The sequence below is a fragment of the Microbacterium ginsengisoli genome, from assembly GCF_000956535.1.
GTDB classification, from domain to species: Bacteria; Actinomycetota; Actinomycetes; order Actinomycetales; family Microbacteriaceae; genus Microbacterium; species Microbacterium ginsengisoli.
Genome location: NZ_JYIY01000080.1, coordinates 325,424 through 339,468 on the forward strand (window position 1 = coordinate 325,424; position 14,045 = coordinate 339,468).

A 14,045-nucleotide genomic window follows, 5' to 3' on the forward strand; every position below is an offset into this window, starting at 1 on the left:
CCGTTGGTCACCGCCGACTCTACTGCGATCCGTCGGAACCTCCCCGCGTTACGCCAGAGAATGCCTGACGCAGGAACCAGACCGCCTGGGCGACCGCGGCTGTCGCGGCCTGCGTGGCGTGCAGGGAGTTCACCATGACGAAGTCGTGCACGATGCCCTGGTAGCGCACGGCGGTCGTGGGAACGCCCGCCTGACGGAGCTTCGCCGCGTAGGCCTCGCCCTCGTCGCGCAGCACATCGGCCTCTGCCGTGATGACGAGCGCCTGCGGAAGGCCGGCGAGGTCTGACAGCTCGGCGCGCAGCGGCGACGCGGTGATCTGGGCGCGGTCGCTCTCGCTCGTCGTGTACTGGTCCCAGAACCAGCGCATGCCTTCGCGGGCGAGGAAGTATCCCTCGGCGAAGGTCTCGTACGACGGCGTGTCGAACGCGGCGTCGGTGACAGGGTAGAAGAGCACCTGCGCGACCGGCGAGACGCCGCCGCGCTGCTTGGCGAGGAGGGTGAGCGCGGCGGTCATGTTGCCGCCGACCGAGTCGCCGGCGACGGCGAGCTTGGCGGCATCAAGGTCATGGGATGCCCCGTCGGAGACGATCCACTGCGCGGCCGCCCAGACCTGCTCGATGGCGTGCGGGTAGCCCACCTCGGGCGAACGGTCGTACTCGGGGAACACGACGGCCGCACGGGCACCGACGGCGAGGTCGCGCACGAGACGGTCGTGGGTGTGCGCGTCGCCGAAGACCCAGCCCGCGCCGTGCGTGTAGAGCACGACCGGCAGCACACCGGTGGCGCCGGCGGGGCGAACGATGCGAACCTTCACGGAACCCGAGGGTCCGCCGGCGATCTCGACCCATTCCTCGTCGATCTCGGGCTTCTCGATGGGCTCGTCCTGCACGCCGTCCACGGCGGCGCGACCGTCGGCGGGGGCGAGCTGGTAGAGGAACGGGGGCTCGCTGGTGGCGTCGACGAACGCCTGCGCGGCGGGCTCGAGGGCGAGCTTGTGGGGGTTTCCAGCCATGATCCGATGTCTCCTTCGTGGGGCGCGTCTCGGGGTCGAGAGAGTGAGAACGCGCGTTCTCATCGCGTGATCCCCACTGTAGAGAACGCTCGTTCTCACTGTCAAGTAGACTGCCCTCATGAGCGATGAGGTTCGGGGGCACATCGTCGACGCCGCGGACGGCCTCTTCTACACGCGCGGCATCGGCCAGGTCGGCATGGACGCCGTGCGCGACGCCGCCGGTGTCTCGCTGCGGGCCCTCTACAAGGAGTTCGCATCGAAGGACGACCTGATCCTCGCCGTGCTCGACAAGCGCCACGGCATGTGGACCGACGGCGTCACCGGCGCGGTCGACGCGATCAGCGACCCGCGCGAGCGGCTGCTCGCGGTCTACGACTACCTCGCCGGCTGGTTCGACGAGGCCGACTTCCGCGGCTGCGGGTTCATCAACGCGTTCGCCGAGCTCGGTGCCGCCAACCCGGCCGTCGCCCGCACCGTGCGCGAGCACAAGATCGACTTCCAGCGGTACGTCGCCGAGCTCGTCGCCGACGCCGGCGGCCCGGCGAGTCTCGCTCCGCAGCTCGCGATCCTCGCCGAGGGCGCCCAGACCACCGCCGCCATCGCCGGAACGACGGATGCCGCGGCGCAGGCCCGCGCCGCGGCGGCAACCCTCATCGACGCCGCCCTGGCCGACTGAGCAGGCGGCGCTCAGCCGATCAGCGCGCCAGGTAGCCGCCGTCGACGGGGATGTACGACCCCGTGATAAGGCTTGCCGCGGGACTGGCGAGCCAGGCGACGGCCGCCCCGATCTCCTCCGGTTGGCCGATGCGGTTGAGTGCGTGCAGGCCGGGCAGGCTCGCCTGCACGTCCGCGGGCAGGTTGCGCTCGAGACCGGTGGCGACGTAGGCCGGCCCGACAGCCAACGCCCGGACACCGCGACTTCCGTACTCGAGTGCGACCGTCTTCATCAGGCCGTTGATCGCGTGCTTCGCGGCCGCATAGGGAGACATCCCGACGAGCCCCCGCACACCGCCGAGGCTGGAGATCGTGACGATCACTCCCCCGCCGCGCTCGAGCAGGGCGGGGAGCTGGAGGCGCACGCCGTAGAAGACGCCATCGAGGTTGACGTCGAGCACGCGGCGCCACTGCGCCGGCGAGATGTCCGCCGTGTCCGTCGCCGGTTGCGTGATCCCGGCGTTGTTCACCGCCACGTCCAGCCCGCCCCAGTGCGCGCGCACGAGGTCGATGGCGCGCGCGTGCTCCTCGCTCGAGGTCGTGTCGAGCGCCTGGGCCAGCGCCACGCCGCCCCGATCCGCGATCTCCGCACGCACAGCGTCCGCGGCATCCCCATCGAGGTCCGTCACCAGCACCGCCACCCCCGTCTCGGCGAGCGCGAGCGCGCACGCTCGGCCGATGCCCCGGCCCGCGCCGGTGACCAGAGCGGTGCGCATGACGCTCATCGCGACGTGATGACGACGGGCACCGCCACGGACTTCAGCCCCTCGAACCCGAACTCCATGCCGTATCCCGATCCCTTGATGCCGCCGAACGGCACCATTGGGTGGATCCCGCCGTGCTTGTTGATCCACACGGTGCCGGCCTCGAGCCGCAGCGCCACCTCACGGGTCTGCGCGGGATCGTCGCCCCACACCGACGCGCCGAGTGCCGCATCCAGTCGATTGGCCGACGCGATCGCCGACTCGACCGTGTCGTAGCGGATCACCGGCAGCACCGGCCCGAACTGCTCCTCGTCGACGATCGGGTCGCCGTCGACAGCATCGCCGACGATCGTCGCCTCGAAGAACGTGCGCCCGAGATGTGGCGCGGGCGAGCCGCCCGTCACGATGCGGCGTCCACGGGCGCGCGCGTCGTCGACGAGGCGCGCGACGATGTCGAACTGCATCGCGTTCTGCAGCGGACCGAGCTCGTTCGACTCGTCGACGCCGCGCCCCATCGGGGTTGCGGCGGCCTTCCGGGCGAGAGCGTCGAGCACCTGCTCGTACTGCGACTCATGCACGTACAGGCGTTTGAGCGCGGCGCACGTCTGCCCGGTGTTGATGAACGCGCCCCAGAACAGCGCGTCGAGGTGGGCGTCGATATCGGTGCCGGGAAGCACGATGCCGGCGTCGTTTCCGCCGAGTTCGAGCGTGAGCCGAGTGAGGTTCTGAGCGGATGCCGCGGCGATAGCCTTGCCCGTCGCGGTCGAACCGGTGAACATGATCTTCCCGAAGGCGGGGTGCGACGTCAGCGCCGCACCGACCGCCCGGCCGCCCGAGATGACCTGCAGCACCCCCTCGGGAAGCACCTCGTTCAAGATGCTGACGAGCGCCAGCACGCTCAGCGGTGTGTACTCCGACGGCTTCACGATGACCGCGTTGCCCATCTTCAGCGCCGGGGCGATCTGCCAGATCGTGATCATGAGCGGCCAGTTCCACGGACCCACCGCGCCGACGAGACCCACCGGCTTGTAGATGAGCTCGGAGTAGTTCTCGGCGTCGTCGACGAGCACTTCGGGGGCCACCTCGAGGTCGGCGTTCACATGGAGCCAGCCCTGCACCGCCCCCACCTCGACGCGGGCGCCGATGCCGTTGAGCGGCTTGCCCTGTTCGCGCGAGACCGCGTCGGCCAGCTCGTCCGCGACGAGCGCGACCCGCTCGGCCGCCGCATGCAGCAGCGCGCCGCGCTCGCTGGCGGGTAGTGCTGCCCATGCCGGCTGCGCGATGCGTGCCCTCGTGATCAGCGCCTCGAGGTCGTTCACGACGTGCTCGGGGGCGTAGCCGATGGTCTCGCCGGTCGCGGCATCCGGAATCGGGCGTCCGCCGTCGACGCTGACGCGCTGCAGAAGGGGGTTCATCGTTCTCATCTCCTCGAGATCGGGTGCGCTCAGACGGCGGCGTTGGTGACCGCGACGGGCGCGTCGGCTGACGCGAGCAGGAAGTCTGCCGCCTTCTCGCCGATGACTGCGGCCGGAGCGTTGGTATTGCCGGTGGTGACCGTCGGGATGACCGACGCGTCGGCCACGGTGAGACCGGCGACGCCGCGCACGCGCAGCGTCGGATCGACCACGGCACGGTCGTCGGAGCCCATCCGGCACGTGCCGACCTGGTGGTGGTAGGTGATGACGTGCTCGCGGATGTAGGCGATCAGCGCATCGTCGCCGGCGCCGGGTGCAGGGTAGACGACCGCCGCCCCCCACGCGTCGGCGAGTGCGGGCTGCGCACCCACCTCGAGGCACTGGCGCACGCTGGCAAGGATGCTCGCGAGATCCCGCGGATCTTCCAGCACGTGCGGATCGATGCGGATGCCGGCAGGGTCCCCGGCGTCGGCGAGCGTGACCTCGCCACGGCTGTGGGTCGTCACGAGCCCGGCCATGAGCGTGAACCCGGTGCCCTCGAACGACATGTCGGGTTCGAGCATCGGCACGCTGAACGTGATCGGCTGGGTGTCGGGCACCTCGAGGGCGGGATCCGACTTCCAGAACCAATGGCTCTGCGTGACCGAGCGATGGGGGGCGGGCGCCTCGACCGGCCGCTCGGTGCCGAAGATGACGGGCACCAGATAGTGGTCGTGAAGATTCTTGCCTACGGGAAGGTCGGCGACCAGCGGGATGCCGTGGTCGGCGAGCTGCTCGGCCGGGCCGATGCCGCTGCGCAGCAGCACCTCGGCCGAGCCGAACGTTCCCCCGGCCAGCACGATCTCATCCGCCGTCAGAACCTCGAGCTGACCGTCGAACTCGATCTCGAGCCCCGTGGCACGGCCGTCCGCCACGATGACCCGCCGCACGACGACCCCGGTGCGCACATCGAGCGTTCCGGCAGCGACGGCCGGGTGCGCGTAGGCGTCCCACGTGCTCACCCGGTCGCCGTCTTCGACCGTCACCTGCTGGCGGGAGACACCCTCGATCGACCCCGAGTTGTAGTCGGGGTTGCGCTCGAGCCCCCACTCCACGGCGGCGTCGATGATCGACTCCTGAATCGGATGCATCGGCTGGTTCTCTTCGATCGGGAGCAGCCCCTCGGTGCCGCGCGCGGGATCCGGCGCGCCGCGCCAGCCCTCGATGCGCCGGTAGACCGGTTCGACGTCCGCCCAGGCCCAGCCGGGGCATCCGTCTGCCGCCCAGCCATCGAAGTCAGACGGCAGGCAGCGCACCCAGATCGCGGCGTTCAGCGAATGGGACCCGCCGAGCACCCGCCCGCGCGGCAGATGGATGCGGCGGCCCGCCGCGTGCGCCTGCGGTGCCGTGTAGTAGTCCCAGTCACGCTCGGTGTGCCAGAGGTCGGGGATGTGACTGAGGTCCTGCACGAGCTCGGTGCAGTTGGAGGGGCCCGCCTCGACGATCAGCACCCGCTTGCCGGCGTCGGCGAGTCGGCGGGCGACGATCGATCCGGACGTCCCCGCGCCCACGACGATGTAGGGGTAGTGGGTCATGATTGCTCCTCTGCTTCGGTGAGTCGGTAGGCGGCCGCGAGCTGCTCGGGCTGATCGCGGAGCGTCGCCGCGCTCTCACGGAGGGTGACCTCCCCCTGCGCGAGCACGACGGCCGAGGTCGCGAGATCGAGCGCGACATGGGTGAACTGCTCGATGAGAAGGATGCCGACGCCGCGCGCGGCGACGCTGCGCAGGACCGGTACGAGACGCGCGACGATCACCGGCGCCAGTCCGAGCGACATCTCGTCGATGACGAGGTATTCGGGGCGGGCGGCGAGCGCGCTCGCGAGCGCGAGCATCTGCTGCTGTCCGCCCGAGAGCGAGCCCGCCGCACGGTCGGCGAACCCGTGCATCTCGGGGAAGATGTCGAGCATCTCCTCGACGGCGGCACCGCGGTCGCGCCGCGGCAGGAGGAGAGCCGCGATCTTCAGGTTGTCGGCGACCGAGATGTCGGTGAAGACGCGGTGGCCCTCCTGCATGGTCGCGAGCCCCGCCCGCCGCACCCGGTTCGGACGCAGCCCGCGGATCGCCCTGCCGTCGAGCTCGATGTCGCCGCGGATGTCGCGCAGCAGCCCCGCGACCGCCAGCACGAGCGAGGACTTCCCCGCCCCGTTCGCCCCGAGCAGCGCCGTCACCTCGCCGCGCGGGACGGTGAGATCGACACCGCGCACCACCTCGCGCCCGCCACGACGGATAGTGAGGTCGCGGATCGCCAGCTGCTCGCTCATGCCTTCTCCTCCTCGATACCGAGATACGCCTTGCGGACGTCGGGGGACGTGAGCACCTCGGCCGTTGACCCGGCCGCGATGCGGCGCCCGAAGTCGAGCACCGCGACGGTCGCGCACGCGGCACGCACGAGATCCATGTCGTGGTCGACGAGGAGGACCAGCGCGCCGGTCGTCGCCGGAATCCCGGTGATCACCCCGAGGAGCATCTCCGACTCGGCCGGATCGAGACCGGCGGCGGGCTCGTCGAGCAGCACGAGACGCGGCTCGCCGACGACGCAGCGGGCGATCTCGACGAGACGCCGTTCGAGGATCGTGAGGTCGCTTCCGAGTCGGTCCCGCCCATCCAGGCCCACGTAGTCGAGCGCGGCGTCGACCGACGCTCGGGTCGCGCCCGAGTTCTCCGCCGCGAGGAGGAGGTTCTCACGCACGGTCAACGACCGGATCACCTGCTCCTGCTGGAACGATCGGCGCAGCCCCCAGCGGGCGCGACGATGCCGCGGCACGGCCAGCAGCGACTCCCCGTCGAGGTGCACGCTCCCCTCCGCGGGGATGGCGAACCCGGAGAGCACGTTGAAGGTCGTGGTCTTGCCGGCACCGTTCGGTCCGATGATCCCGCAGACGCCGTCCTCGAACTCGAGACTGACCGCGTCGAGCGGGGTGACGCCCCCATAGCGCACGGTGACGCGATCGATGACGAGGCGGCTCATGCGGTCACCTCGCGTGCACGTGAGGCACGGCGCGGTGTTCGCCATCGACGCGCCAGCGCGGCGAGCGAGCCGGCGATGCCGATCGGATTGGTCGTGATGGCCTGGATCGTGCCGAGGCCCAGGATGATGAACACGAGATCGCCGCTCACTCCCCAGGCCTGGAGCAGCACGGGCACGCCGTAGAAGAAGATGCCGCCGATCACGGCGCCGCTCAGTGAGAACGTGCCGCCGATGAGCACCGTCGCGAACAGCAGCACAGACTGCTGCGCGCTGAAGGTCGTGCCGGTGGAGTCGAGCACCCCCGTGTTGGCCGCGAGGAGCGCCCCCGACAGACCGGTGATGAAGCTGGTGAGCAGGAGGGCCAGAATGCGATAACGCGTCACCGGGATGCCGAGGGTGATGGCGCCCGCCTCACCCTGCCGGATCGCCGCCCAGGCGCGTCCCACCCGGGAGGACAGGAGCCACCAGACAGCGAGGAACACGACCGCGACGACCACCGCGACATACCGGAAGTAGGCATCGTCCGAGGCACCCCAGGTCGGCCGCGGCATGGTGTCGGGAACCGTGCCGGCGGGGAGACGCCCGAAGAACCCGGTTCCGCCGTTCGGGAACCCGGTCGCCGTGATGACGACCTGGATGCCGCCCGCGATCATGAGGGTCACGATCGCGAGGGAGAGTCCCGAGAGCTTGAGAGCGGGAAGGCTCAGGAGCGTTCCGATGAGCGCCGTGACGACGGCCGCCGCCACCGCGACCAGCTCGAACGGCAGATCGGTCGCGTAGTAGAGGCGCAGCGTCACCCATCCACCGACAGCGACGAGGGCGATCTGCATGAGCGACACGAGTCCGAGGCGCCCGTAGAGGATGCCGGCGGCGAGGGCGGCGAGCGAGTAGATCGCGCATGCGGTGAGCGCGAAGAGGCCGGACCCCTGGCCGATACCGGGGAGGAACGGGATGACCACCGCCAGCGCGAGGCCCACGAGGAGGCCGATCGCGCCGACACGGGTGTTTCGGCGGGCGAGGAAGGAGATCATGAGCGCACCACTCCGATGGTCAGCACGCGACGTCGGCCGATGAGGATGACGACGGTGGCGATGAGGAAGGGGACGATCGTCGCGTAGGCGGTGATCGGCTCCCACGCTGACGCGAGGGTCTGCAGGACACCGATCACGAGTCCGCCGACCAGCGTGAGCCACAGTGAGGAGAAGCGTCCGATCACGACGGCCGCGAGCTCGGGGATGATGAGGAAGGTCAGGAAGGCGGGCTCCAGGCGGGTCTGGTTGGCGAGCAGGATGCCGGAGGCTCCGGCGATCGCGCCCGACAGCGCCCAGGCGACGTTCTCGACGAGTCGCACGTTCGTGCCGACGACCGAGGCGAGCTCGCGGTCGCTGGCGAGCGCTCGCATCGACATGCCGATGCTCGTGTAGCGGAAGGCCAGCACCGTGGCGACGACGACGAGCACGGCGAGCAGGAGGCAGATGATCTGCGTGAGGTTCACGCGGGTGCCGCCGACGTTGATCGCGATCGAGCTGGTGTCGAGCCGCAGAGTGCGGGCCTTGTCGTTCCAGGTGAACAGCAGCACGCCGATGATGACGAGGGCGAAACCGAGGGTGGCGATCGCCTTGCGCAGCTCGTCGATGCGCGCGAGATAGGGGCCGGCGAGCAGCCCGAACAGCAGGGCGGCCGCAGCCGCGATCAGGATGCACACGGCGATCCCGATCGCGGGCTGCAGACGTCCTTGGGTGGGAACCAGCTGCCACAGCAGCATCGCGGCCAACGCACCGATGGCGCCGTGGGCGAAGTTGAGGACGCCGGTCGTGCGGTAGAGCACGAGCACCCCGACTCCGGACAGGGCGTACACCGAACCGATCACGAGGCCGGCGACGAGGAAGGGCAGCAGATTCATGGTGTGATCAGTTCCCCGTCAGAAGACCCTGGGACTGCTCGGCCTGTTCGATCGAAGTCAGTTCGGGGTCCGTCACGTTCTGGCAGCCCTCGAGCTCCTGCCACTCGCCGTTGACGAGCTTTGCCATGCGGGTCGCGTGGTTGGCGTGATGCTGGTCGGCGACGCCGTAGTACCACGGGGCGCACAGGAGGTCGGAGGAGAAGCCCTTGATTCCGAGGAGCGCCTGCGAGACGGTGTCGCGGGTGATCTTCGACGGATCCGGGAACTGCTTGATGAGGGTGTCGGTGAAGATCTTGGCGGCGAGGAAGCCGGCCTGGCTGAACGTGTCGCGCGGCGCGTCGGCGGCCGCGTACTTGTCCATCACGGCCTTCCAGAGGGTCTGGTCGGCGCCGGTCGTGGTCGTGACGAGCTGCAGCTCGGAGTTGGCGACGAAGCCGTCCCAGTACTGGCCGATCTGTTGCCCGAACTGCTTGTCGTAGCAGGATGCCGTGCACGACCACTGGATCGACCCCTTCGCGTCCTGCTGCTCGGCCGCGGTGAGGATCGACGCGGTGATCGGCGCCGGGTCCGCGATGACGAGGCTCGTCGCGCCGCTCGAGGAGATCTGGCTCACGAGCGGAAGCCAGTTGCTCTCGTTCGGGTCGGAGAGCACATTGCCGACGAGGTCGATACCCTTCGACTTCGCGTAGGCCGAGATTCCGGATGCCACCCAGTCGCCGTTGCCCGGGGTGTTGATGCCGATCGCGAAGAACTTGCCGGCCTGCCCGGCGCGCTCGAAGTACTGCAGCGTGGCGAGGGCGGAGATGCGGGGTCCGGCGTTGACGGGCGCGAGGTTCGACGACGAGAAGCAGGACTGCGGAACCCCGACGCCGAGGATCGAGTAGAGCCCCGCCGCTTTGTAGGCGTCGTTCTGCTGCTGGCAGCCGACGAACGAGGCGTCGCCCACCGAGGCCACGATCGAGGAGTCGGACGCATAGCCGGTCGCGATCTGCGCCGTCCTGGTGGGGTCGAGGGCGTCGTCTCCGACCTGGTAGGAGATCGGGCGGCCGTTGATCCCGCCGTTGTCGTTGATGCAGTCGAAGTAGGCCTTGGCCGAATTCGGGGAGGACGAGAAGTCGACGCCGCCGGATTCGGTGGCGATGGCGACGACCTTGATCGGGGTTCCGGTGGCCTTCTGGCCGTTGCCGAGGCCGCACGCGGCCGTCCCGGCGGCCGCCGAGCCGCCGGATGTGGGGGACGCGGAGGTGTCGGCAACACATCCCGCGAGAGCGATGACAGCTGTTGTCGCCGCTACCGCGAGCAGTGCCCGCATGGTGCGATTCATGGGTGTACTCCTTCGTACGAGATGCGACGCGAGGGACAGCTGCGTCGCGGACAGCCTCGCAATACCGGCGCGGGGGCCGTTGAACGGCGAGGCACCCGCATTGCACGTGCGTGCACAACGTCTTCCAGGCGCCGTAGCCGCGACGTCGTCGGTCATATACGATGCAGACCACGCGGTCACCGGCGACCGCGACTCGTTGGAGGTAACCCCGAATGCTCCACGCCACCCCGAGCCCGCTCCACCACATCGACTCGTTCACGGCCTTCCGTGAGAGGGTGCGCGATACGTTCGTCCCCCTGCAGGTTTCCAGTCGGCGCCCGCACCATTTCCACGCCGCGGCGCGCAGCGCCGAGCTGCGCGACCTGAAGATCGTCGAGATCGCCGCCGATCCGCATGTGGTCGAGCGCACACGCCGCCTCGTCGCCGAGTCGGAGTCCGAACCGAGCTACAAGGTGAGCCTGATGGTCGAAGGCTCCGGCTTCATCTGCCAGGACGGCCGCGACGTCGTGCTGTCACCGGGCGACATCGCCGTCTATGACACGACTCGTCCGTACACGCTCGCATTCGACGACTCATCGATCCGCACGATCGTCGCCATGTTCCCCAAGCGGCTCGTCGACCTGTCCGACGATCGCATCGCCCGGCTGACGGCGACTGCGCTGGGCAAGGACGACCACCTGGGGAGCATGGTCGGCGGCGTGCTCCTGCAACTGGCCGGGCGACTCGAGGCGGTCAGCACCGCGACAGGCTGGCGATTGGCGCGCAATGCGGTCGACCTCGTCAACATCCTGCTGCGAGACTCGCTGCCGGCGACGGAGGGCGCTGGCGGCGAACGGCTGATCGATCGGATCTACTCGTACATCGACGCAGTGCTCGAAGACCCGGGCGTCACGCCGTCGCTCATCGCGGACGCCCATTTCATCTCGGTGCGCTATCTGCATTCGCTGTTCCAGTCCGAGGGGGTGAGCGTCGGCTCCTACATCCGGCTGCGCCGCATCGAGCGATGCCGCGACGAACTCGCAGACCCGGACTTCGCGGACATGACCGTGACGGCGATCGCCGCCCGCTGGTCGTTCGCCGACGTGGCCCATTTCTCGCGCACGTTCAAGTCTGTCTACGGCGAGACCCCGTCCGAGTTCCGGTCCCGGATGACCCGCCGCTGACGTCGCCCCCGGGAGGGACACACTGCGCGCCGATTCAACATCTGCGCGCTCCGACGCAACCGCCCCGCGTCCGGGCACGCGAGCCTTCACACAGCGGCACGACGATGCGCCGCGGGGAAGGACACTCGCATGAACGACGCGACCGGCACGGCGACGCAGGTCCTGTTCGTCGCTCCCGGCACGATCGACACGGTCACCGGCCCGGCACCCGTGCCCGCGGCATCCGATGTCGTGGTCGCCGTCGACCGCGTCGGCATCTGCGGAACCGATCTGCATCTGCTCGACGGCGAGATCGGTGACCCGTTCCCGCTGGTGCCCGGTCACGAGTTCGTCGGAACGGTGATCTCGATCGGCACCGAGGCGGCCCGCCCCGGGTTGCGCGTCGGTGATCGCGTCGTGGTGGAGATGCTGCTGGCCTGCGGGCGGTGCGCGCGATGCCGCGAGGGTCGGCGCAACCTCTGCGAGCGGGACGATCCCGCGGTCTCACCTGCGGCGGGGCGCCAGATGGGTGTGAACATCCCCCGCACGCTCTCGCCCTTCACCGGCGGCTACGGCACCCACCTGGTGGTTCCCCCTGAGGGCGTCATCCACGTGCTTCCGCCCACACTCCAGAACGACGTCGCGGTGCTCACCGAGCCTCTCGCGGTCGCGGTGCGGGCGGTCGAGCGCGGTCGCGTCGGCCTCGGCGACGACGTCGTGATCATCGGCCCAGGCCCGATCGGTCTGCTCGTCGCAGCGGTGGCGTCGGCGGCCGGCGCGCGGCACGTCATCGTCGTCGGCGGTCGCCCCGAGCGGCGGGTGCTCGCACGCTCGTTCGGCGCGACGGACACCCTCGCAGAGCGCGGGGCCGAGCTCCACTCGCGGATTCGCCACCTGCTCCCCGGCGGTCCGGACGTGGTCATCGAGTGCGCCGGGAACCCCACGGCGCAGCAGGACGCGATCCGTCTGGTCCGGCGCGGCGGTCGGGTCGTGCTCGCCGGGGCATGTGGCGGCGGCGCGGCGCTCACGATCGCACCGGATGAGGACCTCCTCACCCGGGAGATCGACATCCTGCCGTCGTTCCTTGCCGCGGGCGGCTATGAACGCGCCATCACGCTGCTCGATCAGGCGCGATTCCCGTTCGCCTCGCTCATCACCCACATCTTCCCGCTCGACGAGGCGAGCACCGCGCTCGCCGCCGTTCGCGGTCGTACGGAGGGGCTGATCAAGGCCGTACTCCTCATCCCCTCCCCCTCACCCACTCTCACCGGAGGTCACTGATGTCCCATTCCGAGAACGTCACCGTCTCGCGCACGACCCACGATGCCGACCAGGGCACGTGGAAGTCATACGACGACTTCGCGACCGGAATCGACACCTATCGGATGCCGCAGGCCGACCTCGCCGGACGATCGATCGCCTGGGAGTTCGACGGCGGCATCGGTCTCGCCGTGGACGTCCTGGCCGATGGCACCGCCCGGTGGCGGTCGGCAGCCCTTCTGAGCGCACCGGATGGCACGGTGGACCCGTACGACGCCGTGCGTGTGCGCGACGACGTGGTGTTCTTCAACCTGCCCCTCGCGTCGCGGTCTCAGGACGCGATCACGGTGTTCTGGTCGGAGACGACCGGTCGCGCACTGATCATCCACTCCGTGATCGGCGAGCCGCGACCGGGAATGCCGCACGTGCAGCAGACGATCGCCGCGGGGCGAGTCGTCGGACAAGATGTGACGGGGGTGAAGCCCGCGCCCTCTCGTGACCTGATCGGTTTCCGCGAGCTCGTGCGCTACAGCCCTGTGCACCTGTACGAGCACGTGTTCCTCTCGAGCGAACGCTACTGCTGGCAGTGTCTGCACGGCGAGCAGCGCGGGCACGGCGACGTCGACATGTCGACGGTGTGGAAGTTCGACGACTCCGGCCTCTACCTGTTCACGTTCCGCGAGTTCGTGATCCCGGTGGCGAGCGTCTGGCTGCACGACCTGGGCTACGCCTTGCGAACGACGGGGATCTTCCTCGGCACCGCACCCGACGGCGGCGCCGATCACCGGCGTGCGGGCGGCCACATCTATCCGCTCGGCAACGTCGTGTACCCCGACGTCCAGCCCGTCTGACCCACCGAAAGGACACCGCCATGACTCGCGCTCATGACATCATCACTCGCCACTACGAGGCGAGTGCCGGCGGCGATCTCGCCGGGATGCTCGCGCCGATCGAGGCCGACACCACATGGACCGAGGCGGCCGGGTTCCCACGCGCGGGGACGTACATCGGCCCCGATGCCGTGCGCGTCAACGTCTTCGAAGCCCTCGCCCGCGACTTCGACGGCTATCGCTTCGACCTCGACGAGCTCGTCGACGCGGGCGATGTGCAGGTCGGCATCGGCACCTACTCGGGCACCTTCCGCCAGACCGGGCGCCCGTTCACCGCGCGGGTCGCGCACATCTGGCGGCTGGCATCCGACCGGGTGGTCAGCTTCGAGCAGATCGTCGACAGCGCGCAGGTTCGGACAGCGATGACGCCATGAGCGCACCTGCCCGTCCCGCCTCGGCGAGCATCCCCCCGATCGGACTGGCGGTCGCGGGCGTGCGGGGCAGCGGCGGCATCCATGTCGTCTCAGCGGCGATCGACGACGGCTTCCGCCTGATCGTCACCGACCCTGACTACGACAACGACGGCACGGTCGGCGCGGCGATTGCCGGCTCTTCGGACATTCGGTGGGGGTGAGGCTTGCCGGGTGGGGTTCGGCGGGTAGGGGTCGAGGTCCCCGAGGATCAGTAGCGCTAACTGTCTGATCTTCACGAGGACCTCGACGTGCTTCACCC

At 69.6% G+C, this 14,045-nt stretch carries 15 protein-coding genes; 6 read left to right on the forward strand and 9 right to left on the reverse strand.

The features are described 5' to 3' along the window. Positions 1-19: 19 nt before the first annotated feature. Positions 20-1,012 (reverse strand): alpha/beta hydrolase, encoded by a 993-nt coding sequence (locus tag RR49_RS14920; RefSeq protein WP_045248592.1) that lies wholly within the window; start codon positions 1,010-1,012, stop codon positions 20-22. Between the two features lie 118 nt (positions 1,013-1,130). Between RR49_RS14920 and RR49_RS14925 the strand changes: the two genes are divergently transcribed. Beyond that, positions 1,131-1,688, forward strand: a complete 558-nt coding sequence (locus RR49_RS14925) for a TetR/AcrR family transcriptional regulator (RefSeq protein ID WP_045248591.1) — start codon at positions 1,131-1,133, stop codon at positions 1,686-1,688. 19 nt (positions 1,689-1,707) lie between these two features. Here RR49_RS14925 and RR49_RS14930 read toward each other — a convergent pair whose 3' ends face one another. From RR49_RS14930 to RR49_RS14965, 8 genes are read right to left on the reverse strand one after another with little or no spacing between them, the layout of a single operon-like run. Next, positions 1,708-2,442, reverse strand: a complete 735-nt coding sequence (locus RR49_RS14930; RefSeq protein ID WP_245610990.1) for an SDR family NAD(P)-dependent oxidoreductase — start codon at positions 2,440-2,442, stop codon at positions 1,708-1,710. A gap of 5 nt (positions 2,443-2,447) precedes the next feature. Further along, entirely contained in the window at positions 2,448-3,854 is a 1,407-nt protein-coding gene (locus RR49_RS14935; RefSeq protein WP_045248589.1) for an aldehyde dehydrogenase family protein, read from the reverse strand. Positions 3,855-3,874: 20 nt separating this feature from the next. Beyond that, positions 3,875-5,419, reverse strand: a complete 1,545-nt coding sequence (locus RR49_RS14940) for a GMC family oxidoreductase (protein ID WP_045248588.1) — start codon at positions 5,417-5,419, stop codon at positions 3,875-3,877. Next, complete coding sequence (locus tag RR49_RS14945; protein ID WP_045248587.1) at positions 5,416-6,147, reverse strand: ABC transporter ATP-binding protein; 732 nt, start codon at positions 6,145-6,147, stop codon at positions 5,416-5,418. The genes RR49_RS14940 and RR49_RS14945 overlap by 4 nt, the downstream gene beginning before the upstream one ends. Further along, a complete protein-coding gene (locus tag RR49_RS14950; RefSeq protein WP_045248586.1) occupies positions 6,144-6,854 on the reverse strand; it encodes an ABC transporter ATP-binding protein in 711 nt (236 codons plus the stop codon). Before RR49_RS14950 ends, RR49_RS14945 begins: the two co-directional genes overlap by 4 nt. Then, positions 6,851-7,885, reverse strand: a complete 1,035-nt coding sequence (locus RR49_RS14955) for a branched-chain amino acid ABC transporter permease (RefSeq protein ID WP_045248585.1) — start codon at positions 7,883-7,885, stop codon at positions 6,851-6,853. The genes RR49_RS14950 and RR49_RS14955 overlap by 4 nt, the downstream gene beginning before the upstream one ends. Beyond that, entirely contained in the window at positions 7,882-8,757 is an 876-nt protein-coding gene (locus RR49_RS14960; protein ID WP_045248584.1) for a branched-chain amino acid ABC transporter permease, read from the reverse strand. The genes RR49_RS14955 and RR49_RS14960 overlap by 4 nt, the downstream gene beginning before the upstream one ends. A gap of 7 nt (positions 8,758-8,764) precedes the next feature. Continuing rightward, positions 8,765-10,081, reverse strand: coding sequence for an ABC transporter substrate-binding protein (locus RR49_RS14965; protein ID WP_048808796.1), 1,317 nt, complete (start codon positions 10,079-10,081; stop codon positions 8,765-8,767). Positions 10,082-10,293: 212 nt separating this feature from the next. Between RR49_RS14965 and RR49_RS14970 the strand changes: the two genes are divergently transcribed. The 5 genes from RR49_RS14970 (at position 10,294) to RR49_RS14990 (ending at position 13,947) form a co-directional block, all read left to right on the forward strand. Further along, on the forward strand, positions 10,294-11,244 hold the full coding sequence (locus tag RR49_RS14970; protein ID WP_045248583.1) for an AraC-like ligand-binding domain-containing protein: 951 nt from the start codon (positions 10,294-10,296) through the stop codon (positions 11,242-11,244). A 129-nt stretch (positions 11,245-11,373) separates the two neighbouring features. Further along, entirely contained in the window at positions 11,374-12,504 is a 1,131-nt protein-coding gene (locus RR49_RS14975; protein ID WP_045248582.1) for a zinc-dependent alcohol dehydrogenase, read from the forward strand. Then, entirely contained in the window at positions 12,504-13,334 is an 831-nt protein-coding gene (locus RR49_RS14980; protein WP_045248581.1) for a MoaF C-terminal domain-containing protein, read from the forward strand. The genes RR49_RS14975 and RR49_RS14980 overlap by 1 nt, the downstream gene beginning before the upstream one ends. A 20-nt stretch (positions 13,335-13,354) precedes the next feature. Then, positions 13,355-13,747 carry a nuclear transport factor 2 family protein gene (locus RR49_RS14985; protein ID WP_045248580.1) on the forward strand — a complete coding sequence of 131 codons (393 nt, stop codon included), beginning with the start codon at positions 13,355-13,357 and terminating at the stop codon, positions 13,745-13,747. Continuing rightward, positions 13,744-13,947: an aldo-keto reductase family protein gene (locus RR49_RS14990; protein ID WP_045248579.1), complete on the forward strand. Its 204-nt coding sequence runs from the start codon at positions 13,744-13,746 to the stop codon at positions 13,945-13,947. The genes RR49_RS14985 and RR49_RS14990 overlap by 4 nt, the downstream gene beginning before the upstream one ends. Positions 13,948-14,045: the final 98 nt, after the last annotated feature.